The sequence below is a fragment of the Flexivirga alba genome, assembly GCF_042661025.1.
Lineage (GTDB): Bacteria > Actinomycetota > Actinomycetes > Actinomycetales > Dermatophilaceae > Flexivirga > Flexivirga alba.
The window spans coordinates 2,109,674-2,129,398 of the sequence record NZ_JBHSWH010000001.1; the positions used below are offsets into that span (position 1 = coordinate 2,109,674).

A 19,725-nucleotide genomic window follows, 5' to 3' on the forward strand; every position below is an offset into this window, starting at 1 on the left:
TCCGGCGACGTACAGTCGAAGGATGAGCGTGGTGGACGAGGGCGTCTCGACCCGCGGTGGTTCGGTCCGGCGGACGCTGCAGATCCTGGAGCTTGTCGCCGCACGAGGTGGCGCCAGCGCCAAGGAGATCGCCGACGCGACCGAGCTGCCACTGCCGACCGTCTACCGGCTGCTGCGCGAGTTGCTGGACTCTGAGTACCTCATCCACATCCGCACCGAGAAACGCTTCGAGCTCGGCTACAAACTGCACGAGTTGGCCCTCAGCCTGCACCAGCAGATCGGCGTACCGCGCGCTGTCGGCAAAGAGATCGCGGCCCTGCATCAGCGGATGGGCCTGGCGGCATACTTCGCGATCCACCGCGGCTCGCAGATCGTCGTCGTGCACACGGTGGACTCGCCGAGCGCGCCGCGCCTGAAGCCGATCGGCTTCGGCTTCCACGAGGCCGCGCATGCCACCGCGCTCGGCAAGATCTTGCTCGCCGACATGGACGACGAGCAGCGCGAGCGTCACCTCGACCCGGAGCCGATGCCACGCTTCGGCCCGGGGACGTTGACGACGCGCCTGGAGCTGACGGCACAACTCGCCGAGGTCGCAGACCGCGGAATCGCCTGGGAAATAGAGGAATTCCAGGCTGGCGCGATGTGCTGCGCGGCCGCTGTCCGTACCGGGTCCGGCCGCGTCGTCGGGTCGGTGGCGGTGTCGGGTCCGATGGAGCGCATCGCTCTGCGGCGTGACGAGGTCGAGCACGAGCTGCGGTGTACGGCGTCCGCGGTCAGTCGCTACTACCGGTCAGGCCATACGGGCTGATCTCGATACGCTCCTTCGTCGCTACTCGATCAGCAAAAGCTGGTTTCGATACGCACCCCCGTTGCGCTCCTCCGCTACTCAACCCGCTTGGCGGGTTATCGCTTTGCGAGAACGACCCTTGGGGGAGTCGGCTCCGGCTATCTACTGTGATCGCCATCACATCCCCTGGAGGTACCGATGGCAACGCAGCCGAACATCGATGAGAGCGCGCTCGGCGCGGACGACCGCGCGAACCTGGTCAAGCTGCTGCGCACGGCATACCCGCACGCGCAGTTCCCCGATGGCCCCTATGAGCGAACTGCCGACAAGATTCTCGAGCAAGTGCACGAATCCGTTTGGCATTGCACGGTGTTGAGCAGCGGGCTGCGCTCCCTGGACAGTGCGGCAGGCGGCCCGTTCCGCGACCTGGACGACACAGCGGCAGCCGGTGTCCTCACGAAGATCGCCGACGCGGAGTTCTTCCGCTTCATCCGCGGTGTCGCCGTGCCGATCCTGTATGACGACCACGAAGTCTGGAAAGCGCTCGGCTACGAGGGTGAGTCCTTCTCCCAGGGCGGCTACCTGAACCGTGGCTTCGACGATCTCGACTGGCTGCCGGACCCACGCATCGAGGAGTATGACGCACCCAGTGCATTCGTTGAAGTGGCAGACCAAGACCAGCTGAAGGAGGCGTGAGCTATGAGCAATGACAGCGGATTTCAGGTCGCGCACGACGACGGGAGCGCAATTGTCATCGTCGGCTCCGGCGCTGGTGGTGGCACACTGGCCTACGAGCTGACCGCTCGCGGCATACCGTGCGTCGTGCTGGAGGCCGGGCCCTACCTGAAGCCCGACGACTACGAGAACGACGAGTGGGCCGCGTTCAACCATATGGCCTGGCTCGACAAGCGCACGACCTCCGGATCTTGGCGCGTGGCAACGGACTTCCCGAACCTGCCGACGTGGATCGTCAAGGCGGTCGGGGGCTCGACGACGCACTGGTCGGGAGCGACCCCGCGCTTCAAGGAGTACGAATTCAAGACCAAGAGCTACTACGGCGGGGTGCGGGGCGCGAACCTGCTGGACTGGCCGATCACGCTCGCCGAGCTCGAGCCCTACTACGACGCCGCCGAGAAGGCGGTGGGGTCGACCCACCGGCACGGCCGGCCACCGCTGCCCGCGAACAACAACTACAAGGTGTTCGCCAACGGCGCCGAGGCAGTGGGCTACAAGTTCTACGCGACGGGGCCATACGCCACCAACGCCGAGCCGTATGACGGCCGGCCTGCCTCGATCCAGGACGGCTTCAACTTCCAGGGCGACAAGAACTCCTCGAAGTGGTCGACGGCCGTGCGCGAGATCCCTCGTGCGCTGGCAACCGGCAAGCTCGACCTGCGGACCGAGAGCCACGCCGTGCAGATCACGCACGACGCGAAGGGCCACGTCGACGGCGTGCTCTATCTGGACAAGAACGGCAACCTGCACCGACAGAGTGCGAAAGTTGTTTGTGTAGCAGGTAATTCGATCGAGTCACCCCGATTGCTGTTGATGAGCGCGTCGTCATTGCACCCCAACGGCCTGGCGAACTCCTCCGGTCAGGTGGGCCGCAACTACCTACGACACACCACCGCATCGGTCTACGCGAAGTTCGACAAACCCGTGCGGATGTACCGCGGCGAGACGATGGCCGGCATCATCGCCGACGAGGCACGGCTGGACACCTCGCGTGGCTTCGCCGGTGGCTACTACCTCGAAACGCTCTCGCTGGGACCGGCATTCATGGGTGCCTTCGTCGAGCCGGGCGGGTGGGGCGCCGACTTCGCCGCACTGATGGACGACTACGTCAACACGGCCGGGCTCTGGGTCGTCGGTGAGGACCTGCCGCAGGAGACGAACCGCGTCACGCTCAACACCGCCGAGCAGGACCAGTGGGGCTTGCCGGTGCCGAACGTGCACTTCGACGACCACCCGAACGACGTCGCGATGCGCGAACATGCATATTCCAGAGCGGATCTCGTCTACGAGGCCGTCGGCGCGCAGAGCACGCACCACACTCCGCCATACCCCTCGACCCACAACTTGGGGACGTGTCGGATGAGTGCCCGGCCGGAGGACGGCGTGGTCGATTCGCACGGTCAAGCACACGACGTGCCAGGGCTGTTCGTCTCGGACGGATCCCAGATGACCAGTGGCGCCGCCGCCAACCCGACCCTGACCATCGTCGCTCTGGCGATCCGGCAGGCGGAGTTCATCGCCGACGAACTCGCGAAGGGTGCACTCTAAGCCGTATGACGGACACATCGACCCGCCTCCGGAGCGCGCTCTCCGGCGTCGAGGTGCTCGACCGCGCCCTCGACCTTCGAGCCCGCGCACACGACGCGTCGCACTACCTGTTGATCCCATCGGCAGTTGCGGTGCCGCGCAACACCGCCCAAGTCGCCGAGGTGATGCGCGCGTGCACCCGGCTCGGCATACCGATGACGTTCCGCAGCGGTGGCACCTCGCTGTCCGGGCAGGCGGTGACCGATCAGATCCTGGTCGACACGCGTGCGGGATTCACCGGTGTCGAGGTGCTCGACAACGGCGCGCGGGTGCGCGTGCAACCGGGCGTCACCGTACGGGCCGTGAACGCACGACTGGCGCATCATGGACGCCGCCTCGGCCCGGACCCCGCGAGCGAGGTCGCCTGCACCATCGGTGGCGTTGTCGCGGACAACTCCTCGGGCATGCAGTGCGGCACGGAGTTCAACTCCTATCGCACGATCGAGTCGATGGTTTTCGTGTTGCCGTCCGGGACAGTCGTGGACACCGCTCGTGCCGACGCCGACCAACTGCTGCGTGAGCGTGAACCCGTTATCCACCAGGGACTTTCGACGTTGCGAGACCGGGTACGCGCGAGCCCGGAGTCGGTGGCCACCATCGAGCGGCTCTTCGCCATCAAGAACACCATGGGGTATGCCGTCAACGCCTTCCTCGATCACGACGATCCGGTCGAGATCCTCAGCCACCTGCTGATCGGCAGCGAGGGGACGCTCGGTTTCGTTGCGTCCGTGGTGTTCCGAACACTGCCGGTGCTGCCCAAGGCCGCGACCGGGTTGCTGGTCTTCAACGATCTGGTGACCGCATCGGCGAGCGTCGATGAAATTGTGACGGCGGGCGTCGTGACGGGGGAACTGCTCGACGTGCAGTCGCTACGTGTCGCGCAGGCCGACCCGAAGTGTCCGCCCGAGATCGCCGGGCTGGAGCTGCGGGAGCAGGCAGCCGTCCTCATAGAGCTGCAGGCCGGCGATGACGACGAATTGGCAGCATTACGAGCACGATCCGAGCCGGCCCTCGACAAGTTACCCCTGCAGACGCCACTGCGTATGACGACCGACAGCGCCGCCCGCGCCGCCCTGTGGACCACGCGCAAGGGACTCTTCAGCGCGGTCGCCGGTGCACGACCATCCGGCACCAACGCATTGCTCGAGGACGTCGCCGTGCCCGTGCCGCGACTCGGCGAGTTGTGCACGCAACTGACCGAGCTCTTCGTCAAGCACTCGTATGACGACTCCGTTGTCTTCGGTCACGCACGCGACGGCAACCTGCATTTTCTGCTCGTCGAGGAGTTCGGCAACGCGGCGAAGCTGGACCGGTACGACCGTTTCACCACCGATCTGGTCGACGTGGTCCTCGGCCTCGGCGGCACTCTGAAGGCGGAGCACGGAACCGGCCGGATCATGGCACCGTTCGTCGAAAGGCAATACGGCACAGAGCTTTACGAGGTAATGCGCGAGGTGAAGCGTCTCGCCGATCCACACATGGTGCTCAACCCCGGTGCGTTGTTGACCGACGACCCGCAGGCGCATCTGAAGGACCTGAAGACGTCGCCGCCCGTCGAGGAGGAGGTCGACCGCTGTGTCGAGTGCGGCTATTGCGAACCCGTCTGCCCGTCACGGTCGATCACCCTCACACCGAGGCAGCGGATCGTGTTGCGACGCGAGCTGGAGCAGGCCCGGCTGGCGGGGGACGACGAACTCGTGCAGGCACTCTCGGCCGACTACGAGTATGACGGCGTGCAGACCTGCGCTGCCGACGGCATGTGCGGCACGGTCTGCCCGGTGCACATAGACACCGGTGACCTGGTGCGCCGGCTGCGGGCGGAGGACGCCTCGCGGGTGGAAGGCCGCGCATGGGCGGCCGCGGCGAAGCATTGGTCGGCTACGACCCGTGCGGGATCCGCGGCGTTGAGCACCGCTCACGCCATACCCGCGCGTTTGCCTGGGACAGTGACGCGTTGGGCGCGTGCGGTCGCAGGTGACGATCGGGTGCCGCTCTACAGCGGTGACCTACCGGCGGGTGGACGCAGCCGTCCCAAGGTGTCAGCCGACGCGCCCGTGGCCGTGCTCTTCCCGGCGTGCATCGGAGCGATGTTCGGAGCGGCGTCCGGTGACGGTGCATCGGCGGCGCTGGTCGAATTGTGCGGCGCAGCAGGCGTTTCGGTGCGGACGCCGGCGAGCATCGACGGACTCTGTTGCGGCACTCCGTGGTCGTCCGAGGGCTATCGGAGCGGTCATGAGGAGATGCGGGAGCGGGTGCTGATTGCGTTGGCCGATGCCACGGACGGCGGCCGATTGCCGGTTGTGGTGGACGCGAGTTCCTGCGCGGAGGGCCTGATCAAGCTGCTTGGTGTGGGTCGAGTAGGGCGAGCCCCCAAGGGCCAGCCCGTATCGAGACCGCTGGCAACCGAGTTCACCGTCCTCGACGCACTCGACTTCGTCGCCTCGACGGTGCTGCCCAAACTGACAGTGCGGACCCGAGTCCCACGCGTCGTCGTGCACCCGACGTGTGCGACGACTGTGCTTGGCTCGACGCCAGCGCTGATGCGGCTGGCCGAAGCGGTCGCCGACGAGGTCGTGGTCCCGACCGACTGGGGTTGTTGCGCATTCGCGGGCGACCGCGGCCTGCTGCACCCCGAGCTCACCGCCTCCGCCACCGCCCCGGAAGCCGCGCAGGTTGCCGACCTCCCGGATGTCGCTGGTACTGAGTATGTTTCGGCCAACCGCACCTGCGAGCTAGGTATGGCGCGTGCCACCGGTCAGCCCTACCGGCACATCCTCGAAGTCCTCGCCGAGCACATCTGACGCCGCCGCGGCCATGTCGATCGCGTTGTGACACGTCGGGACGCGCTTGGCATGGCACGGCCGGGCCACGATTTTCCGGCCATGCCAACCGCGTTGTATGCCGCGCGCTTGGCATGGCGCAATCCTGGCCCGACCTCCTGGCCATGCCAACCGCGTTGTATGGCGCGCCGCCGGCCCGGCACGCGCTTGGCATGGCGGGAGGCCTCGCGCAGCAGGCCACAGAGCGAGCAGGATGGTGCAGAGAGCAGCAAGCGGCAACAGAACGACGACGGTGTGCATGAGCAGCGGGTGTGCGGGCAGGCCGTTGATCTCATCGGCGGTGTGCATGTTGGTGACACAGGAGCGGGCGCGTGGGTTCGATTGAACCTTTTGCGGCCCGGTCTCGTGTCACGGGCGGAGGTGGTGATGGTCACGGACCCGGATGTGCTCGATCAGTTGCATCGTGATCACGCGAATGCGCTGTGGGCGTATGCCGTTCGGCTGACCGGCGACCGGGCGTTCGCCCAGGACGTCGTGCAGGAGACCATGCTCCGCGCCTGGCGCGAGGGCATCACCGACGAGACCGAGACGAGCGCTACCTCGGCAAGAGCGTGGCTCTTCACCGTCGCTCGGCGGCTGGTGATCGACGAGTCCCGATCGGCCAGGCACCGCCGGGAAGTCGCCACCGAGGTGCTGCCCGAAGAACGCGCGGGCGATCAGGTCGACGCGGTCTTCGACACCGCGATGATTGTGGACGCGCTCGCCGCCCTCAGCGTGCAGCATCGAGAGGTGGTCGTGCGTGCCTATTACGGTCGAGCGACGGTGGCCGAGATCGCCGACGACATCGGCGTGCCACCGGGCACCGTCAAGTCACGCATGCACTATGGAATGCGCGCATTGCGACTGGCACTGCAGGAGAGAGGGGTGACGAGATGACCGACAGACATGACGAATTCGCCGAGTGGGACGCGGCATACGTGCTCGGCGCACTGTCGCCCGGTGAACGCGCGGCATACGAGCAGCACCTCGCCGAGTGCCCGGAGTGCTCGGCTGCGGTGCGTGGATTGGCCGTCATACCAGGGCTGTTGGGGAAGGTGCCGGCCGACGAAGTTCCCGGCGATGTGTCCGAGCCGCCCCCGGCCGACCTGCTGGCGCGCACTCGTTCCATGGCACAAGGCGAAGTGACCAGCATCCGCCGTCGGCGCCGATGGACGGTTTCTCTTGCGGCGGTGGCAGCTTCGGCGGTCCTCGTCATCGGCGGGGCGGTCGTGGTCCAGCAGCGCGACAGCACGCCGCCGGGCGTCACGGTCGCGATGCAACAGGTGCACACCAACCCGCTGAGCGCGACCCTTCAGCTGCATGACAAGGCGTGGGGGACCGAGGTGAGCATGAAGTGCACGTATGCCGAGTCGGCGCAGTGGGGCGGCGGCGAGGCCGTCTACTCCCTGTATGTCGTCGACGACGCCGGGCACGCGAGTTCCATCTCGACCTGGTCGGCCGAGCCCGGGACGACGGCGAAGCTGACAGCGGCCACCGCTGTGCCGCGGGCGAAGATCGCACACGTGCAGATCCGCAACGCTGACGGGTCTGTCCTGCTGTCAGCCAACCCGGATTGATAGGCCCGCGGTCTCGATACGCGCCTCGCCGCTACTCGACCAGCATGCGCGAAAGGCGCCGGACCTTTGGCGGGATCCGGCGCCTTCAGCTGTATGACGTGAGGCGTCAGGCCTTCTTGGTCTCCCAGAAGATCTTGGCGATCTCGTCGATCTTGGCGAGCAGGTCGTCCGCGGTCTTGACGTCCCACGAGGCCTTGGTGCCGCCGGCGCCGGCGAGCTTGGTCGCCTCGTTGACCAGCGTGTGCAGCTGCGGGTACTTCTCGAAGTGCGGCGGCTTGAAGTAGTCGGTCCACAGCACCCACAGGTGGTGCTTGACCAGCTCGGAGCGCTGCTCCTTGATGATCGCCGCACGGATCTTGAAGTCGATGTCGTCGGCGTGCTCAGCGGTCTTCTCGATGATGGCCTTGACCGACTCGGCCTCGATCCGCGCCTGAGCGGGGTCATAGACGCCACACGGCAGATCGCAGTGAGCGCTGACCTCGATCGTGCGGGCAAAGATTCGGCGAAGCATGTGGTTGTCCTTCCGTCGGGTGCATCGGACGTATGGCGGGAGCCTGTCACTTCAAGCGGACTTGAAGTCAACGGAAGATCCGCCGCATGGCGTGACTTCCACTCCTCACTACGAACCTACTCGGGTGGGCTGGGGGGATCGAACCCACCTATCAAAATGCGAGACCGTCGCAGATCGGCGCGTTGGCCGCTCCGACAGCGCAGACGGCTGCCGTCGAGTGTCCCGCTCAGCCGGCCTCGGAGACGTCCGGCACCACGACCTTGCCGATCTCGCCGGGGTTCCAGCAGATCTCCCACCGGAAATCGTCCGGGTCGGCGAAGTAGCCGGAGTAGCCGCCCCAGACCCGATCCTGTGCGGCATTGACCGGCGCGCCCGCGGCTGCCGCGTCGGCCAGCACAGCGTCGACGGTCGCCCGGTCGACGGTGTTGTGCGCAAACGTCAGGGGAGGTATGCCGGTCGACGGCCGCCCACCGATCTCGGCCGCGAACGCATCGACCTGCCACAGCGACAGGATTAGATGCTCCGCGACCTGGATCATGATGACCTCGTCGCTGTCCTCGAAGACCGGCTGCCAGCCGAGCCCGTCGACATAGAAGGCGCGGGTGCGCGCGAGATCGGCAACGGCGAGCGTGATGAAACTGACCCTGGCGTCCATGAAACCAGTCAAGCAGCGACCACCGACGCGTGAGCGGGACCTCGAGACGCTCCTTCGTCGCTCCTCGGCCACCTCAGACGCCGCTCGGCCACCTTGGGCGGCACAGCACCACGCCGAGCACGTCAGCGGTCGGGATCTCACCGACCAGCCACGAGTCGACGCCTTCGCTCGGGTTGTCGCGCTCCACCCACCAGCCGTCGCCGACGGCCCGGGTGATCCGCTTCACCGCCACCGGACGCGGGCCGTCCGGTCCATCGGGCAGCCGTATGACGTGCGCACGGCCAACGCGCGGGCGCACGCCATACAGGACGAGGAGCCGGTCGCCATCGACGTATGTCGGCTCCATCGACCGCCCTCGCACGACGGCGAACCCGACTCTCACTCCACTGGTTTCGCGAGATCCGCCGCCGCAGCGGCGTGCTGCTCCTGCTCGGCGATGATCCGGCTGAGGAAGGTCTTCGTGCGCTCGTGCTGCGGGTTGCGGATCACCTCGGCCGGCGGACCTGACTCGACCACCACGCCGCCGTCCATGAAGACGACGCGGTCGGCGACGTCCCGGGCGAACGCGATCTCGTGGGTGACCACGACCATCGTCATACCGTCGGCAGCCAGCTCACGCATGACCGCGAGCACCTCGCCGACCAGCTCCGGGTCGAGCGCGGACGTCGGCTCGTCGAAGAGCATCAGCTTGGGCTTCATCGCCAGTGCCCGCGCGATGGCAACTCGCTGCTGCTGACCGCCGGACAGCTGCGCCGGGTAGTGGTCGGCGCGTTCGCTGAGCCCGACGCGCTCCAGCAACTCGCGAGCCTCGGAGACCGCCTGCTTCTTCGAGACGCCGCCGACCTGGACAGGCCCCTCGATGACGTTCTGCAACGCCGTCTTGTGCGGGAAGAGGTTGAAGCGCTGGAAGACCATGCCGATCTGCCGCCGCTGCCGGGCGATCTGCTTGTCCGGCAACCGGTGCAATGCGGTGCCCGACTCACGCAGTCCGAGGAGCTCGCCGTCGACATACAGCCGGCCGCCGTCGAAGATCTCCAGCTGGTTGATGCACCGCAGGAAGGTCGTCTTGCCGGAGCCGGACGGCCCGAGCAGGCACACGACCTCGCCCTCGGCCACCGTCATGTCGATGCCCTTGAGCACGTCGACGCCGTGGAAGTGCTTGTGCAGATTGACTGCCTCAACGAGCGCGTTCACATTCCACCTCCGCCGCCGCGCAGTGCGAGCATTCGCCCGCGCAGACTCTGTTTGTTGCCACCGGTCTGCCCGCCGAAGCCACGCCCGAAGTAGCGCTCGAGCATGGTCTGGCCGACCATCAGGATCGAGCAGACGATGAGATACCAGATGACTGCCGCGACGAGCGCGGGCATCACCAGATACGTAGAGTTCGCAACGGCATTCGCCTGGAAGAACAACTCGGTGGTCACCGGCACGGCCGACAGCAGCGAGGTGTCCTTGACCATCGCGATGGTCTCGTTGCCGGTCGGCGGCACGATCACCCGCATTGCCTGCGGCAGGATGATCCGCCGCATCGCCTTCCCGCGGCTCATGCCGATCGCGCACGCGGCTTCCTCCTGACCGGTGTCGACCGACAGCAGCCCGGCGCGCGCGATCTCGGCCATGTACGCCGCCTCGGACAACCCCAGGCCGATGATGCCGACGAGGATGCCGCTGCTGACCGACTTCACATCCAGCGTGTAGAAGTGCACATCCAGGAACGGCAGCCCGATGTCCAGCTTCGGGTAGAGGTAGAGCACGCCGACTCCGAGCACGACCAGCAGCACGTAGCGCGGCACCGCCCGGAAGAACCAGGTGAAGACGAAGGCCACGAGGCGCAGCACCGGGTTGGTCGACAGCCGCATCACCGCGAGCGTGACACCGAGCACGATGCCCAGGATCATCGCGCCGATGGTGCAGATGATGGTGCCCTTGACCAGGCCCTCCAGCACCGGGCGGTATTCCATGACCCGCCATACGAAGTGCCAATCCCACTTGGAGTTGGTCACGAACGAGTTGATCATCATCGCCGCGAGGATCGCGATGATGACGACGCCAACCCACTGCCACGGGTGGGGGACCGGCCGGGCCTCGACCTTGCCGGGCCGCTCGGTGGCGGCGGGCTTCTCGGGAGCAGTCACGTCAGCCATTGGGCACCGCCGGGTTCGCCGCGAACATCTCCACCGCTCCGCTCTGCTGGCCCCACTTGGCCAGAATCTTCTGGTAGCTGCCGTTGGTCGCCATCTGCGCGAACGCCTGCGCGAGCGCGGCGCCCAGCTTGTCCTTGCCCTTCGGCAGGACGATTCCGTATGGCGCAGAACCGGTGATCTTCCCCGCGGCCTGCAGCTTGGTGCCGGTCTTCTTGACGGCATACAGCGCGACGGGGGAGTCGGCGGCCATCGCGTCGACCTTCCCGGCAAGCAGATCCGTGGTGACTTTGGACTGCAGGTCCTCGACGACGGCCTTGACGGGCTTGCTCTTGCAGATGCCCTTGTTGATGGCTGTGAGCTCGTCGGCCTGAGTGGTGCCGGTCTGCACACCGACCGAAAGTCCGCACGGATTGGTCGGATTCACGTGTCGCGGGTTGCCCTTCTGGACGATCCACTGCGTGCCCGCCGAGAAGTAGCTGACCATCGTCACCTGCTTGAGCCGGGCCGCGGTGATGGTGAACGACGAGGTCGCGATGTCGTACTTGCCGCCGGCCACGCCGGGCAGGATGTTGTCGAACTTCGCGTTCTGGAATTTCGTCTTCAGACCCAGGCACTGCAGTGCGCCACGCAGCAACTCGACGTCCATACCGATGATGGTCTGCCCGTCGGGAGCCAGGAATTCATTCGGCTCGTATGACGCATCCGACGCCACCGTGAGCGTGCTGCCCGCCTTCACGTCCGGCGGGAGTGCGCTCTTCAGGCCACCGGAGGAACATCCGGTGGTGGCGGTCTGTTGCGCGCTCGAGCCAAGCCCGAGCGATGTCGCGCCGCACCCCGCGAGGAGTGACGCGACCAGGCCGCCGGCGAGCACCATCGGTCCGCCGCGCTGGCGGATTGAGTAGCGCGAGGGGCGAGCGCGTATCGAAATCGCCCTCGGACCGCCGCGTGACCATGCCGACATGGGAGTCCTTTCGTGGGGTCGCGAGTGCTCAAGCACCCTACGAGGGGTTCATCTTTGCAGCGCCGCCCGAGGTGTCGTAAGTCACCTCGGGTCGAAAGATGTCTCGCATGCGAGACGCCCCTGCGCCGGCCGCGGCGCCGTTGACGGTCGAAACGGCGGTTGACGCCCGAGACAGCCGTTGACCCCGCAGTTGCGCAGTCAATGACCGTTTCGACCGTCAACCGTGGCCGGGCCGTGCGTCCGCTCTACGCGTCGCGCTTGCGCAGCACCAACAACCCGGTGACGACTGCCGCGAGCATCCAGAGCGCGAAGACACCGAGGCCGGTCCAGGACGACAAAGTGTGCGGGTCGTGGTGTGTGCCGAGGATCTGCGTGCCGGCATTCATCGGGAGGTACTGGTTGACGTGGTCCGCCCAGCTCGTCGGCAGCGCCTCACCGAGCAGGGGTAGCACCAGCAGCAGGCCGAAGAGCGTGGCGATCGCTCCGCCCGTGCTGCGTATGGCGAAGCCGCAACCGATGCCCAGCAGTGCCACCAGAGTCAGATAGATACCGCCGCCGATGATCGCTTCGAGCGCACCGGTCGCGCCGAGTCCGACGCCATACCCGTGCGAGTTCAGGCCGGCCTGCCCGACGAGGAAGGCGAAGAAGCAGCCGATCGTGCACAGCACCAGGCACGTGACGCCGACGACGACGCACTTGGCGAGCAGCACCGGCCAGCGGCGCGGGACGGCGGCCAACGAGGAGCGGATCATCCCGGTCGCGTATTCACCGGTGACGAAGAGGACTCCGAGCACGCCGATCGGCAATTGGGCGAGCATCAGGCCACGCAGGCTGACCCGGATCGGGTCGTCGATGCCGATGGGACCGTGCGGGCCGCCGTCGACATGGGTTGCGCGCAGGTAGCTGAAGAGCGCACCGAGACCGATGGCGATGATCAGGGCGGCGGCCATGGAGAACCATGACGAGCGCAGCGACTTGAACTTCACCCACTCGCCGCGGATGGCGCGCGGGAGACTGACCCCGGCCTTCGCGTACGCGCTGACGTGTGTGGAAGTTTCGGGGGTGGTCAGCGCGCTCATCGTGTTGCTTCCTCGTGGTGGCCGTATTCGACCGAGTCCTGGGTGAGTTGCATGAACACGTCTTCGAGAGTGGCCTGTCGGGGGGTCAATTCACTGAGGGCGATGCCGCGGTCGGCGGCGATGCGTCCGATGACATCGCTCGAGAGTCCCTGCACCACAAGGGAATCCGGGCCCGAATCCGTCACTTGTATGTCGGGGCCGGCGAGGTGGTCGCGCAACTCCTCCAGCCGCTCCGCGCGCACCAGGACACTGCCTCCGGAGCCCCCGCTGGTGAGCTCGTCGACAGTGGTGTCGGCGATGAGCCGCCCCTGGCCGATGACGATGAGATGGCTGGCCATGAGCGCCATCTCGCTCATCAGGTGGGAGGAGACGAAGACCGTGCGGCCTTCTGCGGCAAGGGATTTGAGCAGGTTGCGGATCCAGCGGATGCCCTCCGGGTCGAGCCCGTTGACCGGCTCGTCGAGGATCAGCGTCTCGGGGTCGCCGAGCAGTGCGGATGCGATGCCGAGCCGTTGCCCCATGCCGAGGAGAAGCCACCGGCCCGGCGGCGCGCGACCGAGGTCAGTCCAACGATCTCGAGCACCTCGTCCACGCGGCGCGTCGGAATGCCGTTGGTGGCGGCGAGCGCGAGCAGGTGGTTGCGGGCGGAGCGGCCGGTGTGCACCGCGCGGGCCTCGAGGAGTGCGCCGACCTCGCAGAGCGGTGCCCGGTGGTCGACATACGGTGTGCCGTTGATGGTCGCGGCGCCGGAGGTCGGTTTGTCCAGACCGAGCAGCATGCGCATGGTCGTCGACTTGCCGGCACCGTTCGGGCCGAGGAAGCCGGTGACGACCCCGGGCCGCACGGTGAAGGTGAGCCCGTCGACGGCGGTGCGATCGCCATACGTCTTCGTCAGGTTGGTTGCGTTGATCATCTGGTGGCCTTCGGGAGACGTGCCACGATGGGCAACTGGGACAAAGCCGTTCGGCCTTGACCCGGACGTTAACCGTGTGCGCTGAGAGCTCGCTGAGGCAGACCTGTGGGGGCCGCGGGACACGTCGGGGCAGGTCCGTCGCGCGCGACGGTCACCAGGGAATCCACCCGGTTGCGGTAAAAACTCAGGTCGCGTTGTAGTGGGCAGTGATCTGGGCGGCCGACAGCGCGGTGTTGTAGAAGGCCGCGCCGCTCAGCGAACCCGGGAAACCGTTGCCCATCTGCAGGTAACCGGTCGTGCTGGTCATCGTGGTGGTCGAACTGTTGGACGCCACCGAGACGCCGTCGACATACAGCTGCATACCGGCGCTGGAGAGCGTCGCTACGACAAGGTGCCATGCCCCGTCGTTGTACTTCTTTGGGCCGGGGCTGGTGACCGTGACGGACCCGCTGCTCGTCGGGACCGCGAAGACAAGTCGGGAGGCGCTGTTCACGGACAGCTGAGGGTCGGACGCCGATCCGGTCGGGGTGTTGGCGAAGCCGATCAGTGAGCCGCCCTTGGGGGCGGTGGTGTTGAACCAGATCTCCTCGGTGAAGGTTGAACCGAGAGCGATCTGCTGCGTCGTCGAGACCATCTCGGAGCCGGTGAATGTCGCCGCCGCGGATGCGTCGGAGCATGGCCCGCCGGCGTTGTGGGTCACGCCGCTGCTGTAGGTGCCGTTGCGACCGTTGCCGGACGCGTCGGCGGCAGTGGTGCCCGATGTCTCGGCGAGGCGGTAGTAGGCGTAGGGCTTGTCCGTCATCACCGCGGGGCTGCAGCCGGCGAAGCTGGTAGCGGCCGCCCAGGTGCTGGAGCTCGAGGTGTTCGCCGTCAACGGCGCGGCCAGCGCAGCGGGGCCGGTCGCGATGCCGGCACCGATCAGCCCGAACGTCAGCACGCCGATCCCCGCGAGCCGGGCGCCGCGACCAGCGAAGGCGGCCCGGCGGATGCTGGATTCGTCCTCCGGGACCTCAGCCGGGGGCGCATTCCCCGCAGTTGGAGCATCCGGGTGCGCCTCGATGCCCGAGCCGTCGCCGGTGTCGTCGCGAGAGTCGCCGTCCGAGTCGTCTTCCTCGTCGCGCCAGGCGCACGCCCCGGCGAGAAGCAGCACCAGCGCGGCAGCACCTTCCACGAGCTGACCCGATCGGTGTGTCTGCGCCCAGTATGCCGGGGACCCGACCAGCGGCACCCGCAGCGACCCGACACCGCGGACGGCGCTGCGCCGCACCGGCGTCGAGTCGGCGGCGGGGTTGGCATCACCGCGCAGGGTCAGCGTTCCGTCGGGGTTGATCCTCACCAGCCGGTGCAGCCGCAGCCGGCCGGCGTGGTCGGGGTCATCGACCAGCAGCACCTGCCCCGGCCGTACCTGTTGCACCGATACCGGGCGTGATGCGACGACGTCTCCGGGCCGCAGTGCAGGCTCCATCGAACCGCTCATCACCACGGTGACGTGCCAGCCGAGCGCCACCGGTAGCACCGACCACACCAGCAGGCTGACCAGCATCGCCAGCAGTCCCCGGCAGCTCACCGCGATCAGCAGGGCGAACCGACCGGTGCGCCACTGCTGCCGGTGCGTGATCGGTGTGGCCATGTTCCCCTCGCGGTGGTTTGCGGCGATGACTTCGGCTGATGGGCGGCCGCAAGGTGTGCGGCCGGCCCACGGCTGCCCGGTCAGGAGTTCTGGGCCTCCCAGGTCAGGCCGATCGACGCGGTCCCGCCCTGCGCGGTGTTCGGCGTCGCGGGGTCGAGGGTGTAGGTGATCTGGTAGACGCGGGTCTCGGAGCCGCTGCCGGTCGGCGTCCAGCTGCCCACGCCGGTGGCGTAGTTGGTGGCCGAGGTGCCGAACGCGGCCAGCGTGCCGGAGTAGACCCAGGAACCGGTCTGCAGGGCGGTGAACCCGGTGCACGAGCCGAAGCCGCCGCCGGTTCCCTGGGTGATGCTCAGGTTGATCGAGCTGGACAGGGAGTTGGTGGTGGCCGGGTTGGTGCCGTAGAGCTTCACGGCCGACGGCAGCGAGCCGGCGGACGTGACGGCGATGCACTTGGTGCCCGTCGATCCCGGCTTGAGGTTGGTCGCGGCGAACATCGCGGTGTTGCTGGGGGCGTCGTTCGAGAGCGCCACGGTGCCGGCGCTCCAGTTGCTGGTCGGGTTCGACGTGGTTGCGGCGAACGCGGAGTATGACGCGTGCCAGACCAGGGCGCCTGAGGCGGCAAGGCCCGCGACAACGGCGCCGACGGTGAGGAGTCGCGCGTTACGGCGGCGGGTACGGCTGGAAGAAGACATGGGTGATCGCCTTTCGAGCAAGAGAATGTTCGCCGTGACCTATGGCGGGCACGGCACCGAGCGGACCGACTCCCCTACGGGGCCCGACCCCCGCCCCGCGCGACTTGACGAAGTCTTTACGAAGCGATGAAGGTAAAGTATTGGTAAATACGACACTTGTCAAACAGTTCGATGTTTGTACTGTAAAATTTTCACCGACATGCAGGAGGTACGGCCATGAGTAACCGGAGCGGAGAGGACGCGAAGGCTCTACGCACCCTCGTGCTGGCGGCCGATTACTACCGGCAGGCCGTGGCGACGGCGCTGGGCCTAGGCCCGACGGACGCCACAGCCATGAGTCAGCTGCGTGCTGCGGGGGAGATGAACGCTCGTGAGTTGGCAACTCGGCTGGGGCTGACGCCCTCGGCCGTGACAGCCGTACTCGGCCGACTGGAGCGTGCCGGACTGGCCCAGCGGATCAGGCACCCCACGGACCGGCGACAGATCGTCGTCTGCTTGACCGAGGATGGGGTCGCGACGCTGGATCGTTCGGAACACTGGTTGAACGATGTGCTGGAGCACATGGATTGCCGGCCCGACGCGACCAACGAGGTGTTGAGTTCACTCGCGAGCGCGCTCAAGAAACAGAGCGCACTGGTCCGTGAGGAGGCCGAAAACGGTTGAGGCTACCTAGTTTTCGCGTGGCGCGCGGCGCGGCTCAATGAGGTGTGGTGAGGCCGTGCGTTCGCCATATCGAGTGATGGGCGGCAACACCGTGCCATTCGACGCGCACAGTCCCGCCGTATCAGAAAGGTGGCTGAGGGGGACTGAAACCCGGCTCGGGGCCGCCTCGCAAGACGGTGTGGGCCGACGTTTGTTGCGGAGCCGCATCGGGCAGCTGGGTGTGGTCCGCTGCTTCGTCAGGAATGACTGGTGCGGCCATGGCGGAGGGTGACCGGGAGTCTCTCCTGCCCAACTTCCTGCGGAGGTTCATTCCCGGGCGCTCGATGAGCAGCCACGACAACCAGGCAAGCGGCAGGGTGAGGATGAACGCCACGACCATGAAGACGAGCTTGCCGTCGTGCTGGAGGTGCCGCGCGGCCAGGAACTGTTGCACCGGGAATGCATAGACGTAGACGCCGTAGCTCACGTCGTTCTTGGTGCCGATCCGGGTCGGCAGGGTCGCGCCGAGATAGAGAAGGCCATATGCGAAGGGTATGGCGACAAGCAGCCTGGGCAGTCCGCAGAAGCCGATGACGGCCAGCGCCACCACCGACAGAGCGAAGAGTGCGCGCGAGATCGGAAGCCGATCCTTGACGGCGAAGAGCAGGACCCCCGCGACGAACGAAGTGGCGAGGTTGAGGCCGTTGACTAAGTAGAAGGAGGTGATGTGCTCACTCATCGCGACGTAGTAGGCAACGGTAGTGAGCACAATGACCGCGGCGAAGCAGGTCGCAGTCCGTCGTCTGAACAGTGCTATCCCGAGCAGCGCGCCGACGACCAAGTAGGACCCGAACTCGAAGAAGAGCGTCCACAGGCTGCCGTCCCACGCGAGCGCGAGCGGGTTGTTCCGGATGGTCGAACCGACGTTGAACTCGCGCACCTGCAACGCGAGATTGACTGCGACGTGGCGAAGCCCGTCACCCACGCTCCATGACCCCGGAACGCCGACTGCTACCGAGAGCGGCGCGAAACCGAAAGCAACGACGACCAGGCAGGCCCAGAACCCGGGAAAGATACGCAGTGCACGGCGTAGCAGGAAGCCGCCGAAAGGGAGTCGCAGCCGAGACCCGGCGATCAGGAAGCCGCTCAGGCTGAAGAATCCCGCAACGGCCCACTCGCCGCTGTCCATCCCGGCGAACCGCGGAGCTGTGCCGAAGCCGCCGACCGGCCAGGTGTGCGCCACGATCACCGCGCTCGCGAGTGCGAGCCGAATGAAGTTGAGCGCGTTGTTGGAGTCGGACAGTCCTTGTCCGATGGATGGCCCCCATGAGCTGTCCCGGCCGAAGCGAAAGTTGCGTTCGTTGTCGCCATTGCACCCTCCCTGCAGACCGCACCGATGCAGTGCGTGCCAACGGTAGGGGCGTGCGACGACGACCGGTTCCCGATCGCGGGGATTTTGCAGCGAGTCGCAGCGACTACAACAACCCGAGCCCTACGACGAACGCAATTCGGCCACGAAGCCTACGCAGTCGTCATAGAGCGGGAGCAGACCCTGCTCACGCGCCTCGGCAAGCGACGGCGCGGCGGTGTCCTTGGGGGAGAGGACCGGCTCGATGTCGTCCGGGAAGGCGAGCGCGAGGTCCTTGTCGAGCGGGTTGATGCCGTGCTCGCGCTCGGGGTTGTAGGCGGAGGAGCACAGGTAGACGGCTGTCGAGTCGTCTTCACGCGAGAGCAGGCAGTGCCCGAGGCCCTCGGAAAGGTAGACCGCACAGCGGGTTTCGGTGTCGAGGTCGACGCTGCACCACTGGCCGAAGGTCGGTGACCCGACGCGGAGGTCGACGACGTAGTCGACGAAGGAGCCGCTGACCGCGGTGACGTACTTCGCCTGGCTGGGCGGCACGTCGGCGTAGTGGATGCCGCGCACGGCGCCCTTGCACGACACGGAGATGTTGGTCTGTATGACGTCGAGGCGGTGCCCGATGTGCTCGGCTAGCTTGTCGCCGCGGAAGCCCTCCATGAAAACCCCACGGTCGTCAGGGAATTGGCGTGGTGTCACGGCGAAGGCGCCGGAGATTTCCAACGGTTCGATGTCCATCAGCGGGCGTCCTCCAGAAGTCGGTGCAGGTAGGTGCCGTAGCCACTCTTGGCGAGTTCCTCGGCGTGTTGTGCCAGTCCGGCGTCGTCGAGCCAACCGGCTCGCCAGGCGATCTCCTCGACGCAGCCGATCTTCTGGTCCTGCCGATCCTCGATCACTTGCACGAACTGGGCCGCGTCCATCAGCCCCTCGAAGGTGCCGGTGTCGAACCACGCGGTGCCGCGCGGCAGGACGGTCACGGTCAGCTCGTCGCGTCGCAGGTAGGCGTCGTTGATGCCGGTGATCTCCAGCTCGCCGCGAGCGCTGGGCTCGAGCTTGCGGGCGATCTCGATGACGTCATTGTCGTAGAAGTAGAGGCCGGGCACGGCATACCGGGATTTGGGCTTGTCCGGCTTCTCCTCAATGGACAACACCGTGCCATCGCTGTCGAATTCGACTACGCCGTATGCCGAGGGGTTGGTCACGTGGTGGGCGAAGATGTGCCCGCCGGTGAGGCCGTCGGTGGACCGGCGAAGCGCGGTGCCGAGGCCGGACCCGTAGAAGATGTTGTCGCCGAGCACCAGCGCTACCGAGTCGTCGCCGATGAAGTCGGCTCCGATGATGAAGGCCTGCGCAAGTCCGTCCGGCGATGGCTGCACGGCGTAGCTGATGTCGATGCCCCACTGGCTCCCGTCACCCAGCAGTCGCACGAACTGCTCCATGTCGTGTGGTGTCGTGATCACCAGGATCTCGCGGATGCCCGACATCAGCAGGGTCGACAGCGGGTAGTAGACCATCGGCTTGTCGTAGACCGGCATGAGCTGCTTGCTGATGCCGCGAGTGATCGGATGCAGCCGCGTGCCCGACCCGCCGGCCAGAATGATCCCCTTCACCGGGCTGACTCTAATATGACGTGCGC

19 protein-coding genes and 1 pseudogene are annotated in these 19,725 nt (G+C 66.7%); 7 read left to right on the forward strand and 13 right to left on the reverse strand.

Annotated elements, in window-relative coordinates; translation table 11 throughout:
* The first annotated feature begins 22 nt into the window (after positions 1 to 22).
* The 6 genes from ACFQDH_RS10450 (at position 23) to ACFQDH_RS10475 (ending at position 7,505) form a co-directional block, all read left to right on the forward strand.
* Complete coding sequence (locus ACFQDH_RS10450; protein ID WP_382401020.1) at positions 23 to 808, forward strand: IclR family transcriptional regulator; 786 nt, start codon at positions 23 to 25, stop codon at positions 806 to 808.
* A 177-nt stretch (positions 809 to 985) separates the two neighbouring features.
* Positions 986 to 1,483, forward strand: a complete 498-nt coding sequence (locus ACFQDH_RS10455) for a hypothetical protein (protein WP_382401022.1) — start codon at positions 986 to 988, stop codon at positions 1,481 to 1,483.
* Between the two features lie 3 nt (positions 1,484 to 1,486).
* The gene (locus ACFQDH_RS10460; protein WP_382401024.1) at positions 1,487 to 3,070 is read left to right on the forward strand and encodes a GMC family oxidoreductase; all 1,584 of its coding nucleotides are present in this window, start codon (positions 1,487 to 1,489) and stop codon (positions 3,068 to 3,070) included.
* 5 nt (positions 3,071 to 3,075) lie between these two features.
* A complete protein-coding gene (locus ACFQDH_RS10465; RefSeq protein WP_382401026.1) occupies positions 3,076 to 5,910 on the forward strand; it encodes an FAD-binding and (Fe-S)-binding domain-containing protein in 2,835 nt (944 codons plus the stop codon).
* Between the two features lie 405 nt (positions 5,911 to 6,315).
* Entirely contained in the window at positions 6,316 to 6,825 is a 510-nt protein-coding gene (locus ACFQDH_RS10470) for a sigma-70 family RNA polymerase sigma factor (RefSeq protein WP_382401028.1), read from the forward strand.
* Entirely contained in the window at positions 6,822 to 7,505 is a 684-nt protein-coding gene (locus ACFQDH_RS10475; RefSeq protein ID WP_382401030.1) for an anti-sigma factor family protein, read from the forward strand. Before ACFQDH_RS10470 ends, ACFQDH_RS10475 begins: the two co-directional genes overlap by 4 nt.
* A gap of 106 nt (positions 7,506 to 7,611) precedes the next feature.
* Here the strand turns inward: ACFQDH_RS10475 and sodN are convergent, their stop codons facing one another.
* The 10 genes and pseudogenes from sodN to ACFQDH_RS10525 all read right to left on the reverse strand — a co-directional run bounded on the left by sodN (position 7,612) and on the right by ACFQDH_RS10525 (position 16,090).
* A complete protein-coding gene (gene sodN, locus ACFQDH_RS10480) occupies positions 7,612 to 8,016 on the reverse strand; it encodes a superoxide dismutase, Ni (protein WP_382401032.1) in 405 nt (134 codons plus the stop codon).
* 226 nt (positions 8,017 to 8,242) lie between these two features.
* The gene (locus ACFQDH_RS10485; protein WP_382401034.1) at positions 8,243 to 8,671 is read right to left on the reverse strand and encodes a VOC family protein; all 429 of its coding nucleotides are present in this window, start codon (positions 8,669 to 8,671) and stop codon (positions 8,243 to 8,245) included.
* A gap of 73 nt (positions 8,672 to 8,744) precedes the next feature.
* Positions 8,745 to 9,053 (reverse strand): S24 family peptidase, encoded by a 309-nt coding sequence (locus ACFQDH_RS10490; RefSeq protein WP_382401036.1) that lies wholly within the window; start codon positions 9,051 to 9,053, stop codon positions 8,745 to 8,747.
* Entirely contained in the window at positions 9,050 to 9,865 is an 816-nt protein-coding gene (locus ACFQDH_RS10495; RefSeq protein ID WP_382401038.1) for an amino acid ABC transporter ATP-binding protein, read from the reverse strand. The genes ACFQDH_RS10490 and ACFQDH_RS10495 overlap by 4 nt, the downstream gene beginning before the upstream one ends.
* Positions 9,862 to 10,815, reverse strand: coding sequence for an amino acid ABC transporter permease (locus ACFQDH_RS10500; protein WP_382401040.1), 954 nt, complete (start codon positions 10,813 to 10,815; stop codon positions 9,862 to 9,864). Before ACFQDH_RS10500 ends, ACFQDH_RS10495 begins: the two co-directional genes overlap by 4 nt.
* On the reverse strand, positions 10,808 to 11,689 hold the full coding sequence (locus ACFQDH_RS10505; RefSeq protein ID WP_382401042.1) for an ABC transporter substrate-binding protein: 882 nt from the start codon (positions 11,687 to 11,689) through the stop codon (positions 10,808 to 10,810). Before ACFQDH_RS10505 ends, ACFQDH_RS10500 begins: the two co-directional genes overlap by 8 nt.
* Positions 11,690 to 12,021: 332 nt before the next feature.
* On the reverse strand, positions 12,022 to 12,855 hold the full coding sequence (locus tag ACFQDH_RS10510; protein ID WP_382401044.1) for an ABC transporter permease: 834 nt from the start codon (positions 12,853 to 12,855) through the stop codon (positions 12,022 to 12,024).
* A pseudogene (locus ACFQDH_RS10515) lies at positions 12,852 to 13,768 on the reverse strand (ABC transporter ATP-binding protein). Before ACFQDH_RS10515 ends, ACFQDH_RS10510 begins: the two are co-directional and overlap by 4 nt.
* Positions 13,769 to 13,952: 184 nt before the next feature.
* Positions 13,953 to 15,398 carry a signal peptidase I gene (locus tag ACFQDH_RS10520; RefSeq protein ID WP_382401046.1) on the reverse strand — a complete coding sequence of 482 codons (1,446 nt, stop codon included), beginning with the start codon at positions 15,396 to 15,398 and terminating at the stop codon, positions 13,953 to 13,955.
* An 80-nt stretch (positions 15,399 to 15,478) separates the two neighbouring features.
* A complete protein-coding gene (locus ACFQDH_RS10525) occupies positions 15,479 to 16,090 on the reverse strand; it encodes a hypothetical protein (protein ID WP_382401048.1) in 612 nt (203 codons plus the stop codon).
* Between the two features lie 216 nt (positions 16,091 to 16,306).
* On the opposite strand from ACFQDH_RS10525, the gene ACFQDH_RS10530 reads away from it, so the two are divergent.
* Positions 16,307 to 16,753 (forward strand): MarR family winged helix-turn-helix transcriptional regulator, encoded by a 447-nt coding sequence (locus tag ACFQDH_RS10530; RefSeq protein WP_382401050.1) that lies wholly within the window; start codon positions 16,307 to 16,309, stop codon positions 16,751 to 16,753.
* 121 nt (positions 16,754 to 16,874) lie between these two features.
* On the opposite strand, the gene ACFQDH_RS10535 is transcribed toward ACFQDH_RS10530, so the two are convergent.
* The 3 genes from ACFQDH_RS10535 to rfbA are packed head-to-tail and all read right to left on the reverse strand — an operon-like array spanning position 16,875 to position 19,699.
* Positions 16,875 to 18,194, reverse strand: a complete 1,320-nt coding sequence (locus ACFQDH_RS10535) for an acyltransferase family protein (protein ID WP_382404841.1) — start codon at positions 18,192 to 18,194, stop codon at positions 16,875 to 16,877.
* A 30-nt stretch (positions 18,195 to 18,224) separates the two neighbouring features.
* Positions 18,225 to 18,827 carry a dTDP-4-dehydrorhamnose 3,5-epimerase family protein gene (locus ACFQDH_RS10540; protein WP_382401052.1) on the reverse strand — a complete coding sequence of 201 codons (603 nt, stop codon included), beginning with the start codon at positions 18,825 to 18,827 and terminating at the stop codon, positions 18,225 to 18,227.
* On the reverse strand, positions 18,827 to 19,699 hold the full coding sequence (gene rfbA, locus ACFQDH_RS10545; protein WP_382401054.1) for a glucose-1-phosphate thymidylyltransferase RfbA: 873 nt from the start codon (positions 19,697 to 19,699) through the stop codon (positions 18,827 to 18,829). The genes ACFQDH_RS10540 and rfbA overlap by 1 nt, the downstream gene beginning before the upstream one ends.
* Positions 19,700 to 19,725: the final 26 nt, after the last annotated feature.